This window comes from Deltaproteobacteria bacterium (assembly GCA_003194485.1).
GTDB lineage: Bacteria > Desulfobacterota > Dissulfuribacteria > Dissulfuribacterales > UBA3076 > UBA3076.
Map to the genome: position 1 here is coordinate 34675 of PQXD01000012.1, position 1484 is coordinate 36158.

The window sequence follows — 1484 nt, forward strand, 5'->3', positions numbered from 1 at the left end:
CGCAAGTTTTCCTGGCTTTTGCTGTGGGGGAAACCCCGGCTCCTGAGCGCAGCGAAGGAGAACGGGGAGGGTCCCATGCTGCAAAGGCCTTAAGAAAACAAGGGCGGGAGCATTTGGAAGAAGAAGCTCCCCTGTAACCGGTTGCCAGTGGACCACGGGTTCATAAGAATATTTACTTTGCTCATGCCTTTCCTTCTTATGGAACAGTGATTTTTAAAACCCAACCAACTCCCGATCCCTATTCATAATGGACTTTGACGTTGCCTTGAGTTTGCTGCATAAAATGCCGTATATTATGTATAATGCTAAAAATTGAATTAAGAGATGATTCCGCTGAAAAAACCCAATCTGCGGCGTTGCTTCAATTTTCCAGCCCATGCGACGTACGCTAAGTACGGCTCATTCCCGGAAAATTTTGCGCCTTGCACCCGCCTGCCGGCAGGCAGGTCTCGGGGTTTTTGAGCGGAATCATGTTTCGGGCTTTTTGCAGTGTAATCAGAGATAAAAAACTGACCGCGTCATTCCGGCGAAAGCCGGAATCCTGTGTCTTTTCAAAACGTTCCGCGATCTGGATACCGGATCAAGTCCGGCATGACGAGAGAACTTTGGACTCTCAAATTAAGTAGAAGAGAACGGTTATGAATACCTCTTCCAGCGAATTTTTCAGTAAGATTGAGAGTTCCGGAAATCTGCCTACCCTGCCCCACATCCTTGTCGAATTGATCGAGGTCTGCAACAGGGAACCGGACACGATTAAGGATATATCTCGAATTATCATCAGCGACGCATCGTTAAGCGCAAGGTTATTGCGGATGATCAATTCCGCATATTATGGCCTGCCGAACAGGGTGACCGGCATTGACCAGACCCTGGTGCTCTTGGGCACTGGTACGGTAAAAAATATTGCTGTCAGCGCTTCAGTGCACCAGGCCTTTAACAAGGCCAAGGATAGTTCTGTTTTCAGATTGAAGCTGTTTTGGTGGCAGTCACTTATGTGTGCCGCTTTGGCTAAACTAATTGCCGCGAGGACCTCATATCCTGCTTCTGATGAGGCATTTTTGTCGGGACTTCTTCATGATATAGGGAGGTTGGTGTTATGGGTCAATTTTCCGAAGGAATACGCTGAGATCTTGCGGTCATGCGGCAGCAATCCGGATTTGCTTCTGGCAGGTGAAAGGAAGTTGGGGGCCACTCACTGCGAGGTTGGAGCATGGATGATCAACCGGTGGAACCTGCAATCATTTATGGCCGACGCAGTGCTTTATCACCACGAACCGGTGCATAGGATCCTGGATGCCCTCCCTCTGGTCAAAATAGTATTTGTGGCCAGCGCCCTCAGTTCCGAGACTGGTGAAGAGGTACTGTTAACTTTTTTGTGTGAATTTCTCATAGGCCAATTCTTTGAGAAAAGGCAGGTTGTTACGCACTTTTCCTATTGGGTTTGATCTCCAATGCAATTCCATTCTCAGAGAGATAAAGGCCAG

At 48.1% G+C, this 1484-nt stretch carries 1 protein-coding gene; it reads left to right on the plus strand.

Annotated elements, in window-relative coordinates; genetic code table 11:
* Nucleotides 1-638: 638 nt before the first annotated feature.
* Complete coding sequence (locus C4B57_07960; protein ID PXF54218.1) at nucleotides 639-1445, plus strand: hypothetical protein; 807 nt, start codon at nucleotides 639-641, stop codon at nucleotides 1443-1445.
* Nucleotides 1446-1484 lie beyond the last annotated feature (39 nt).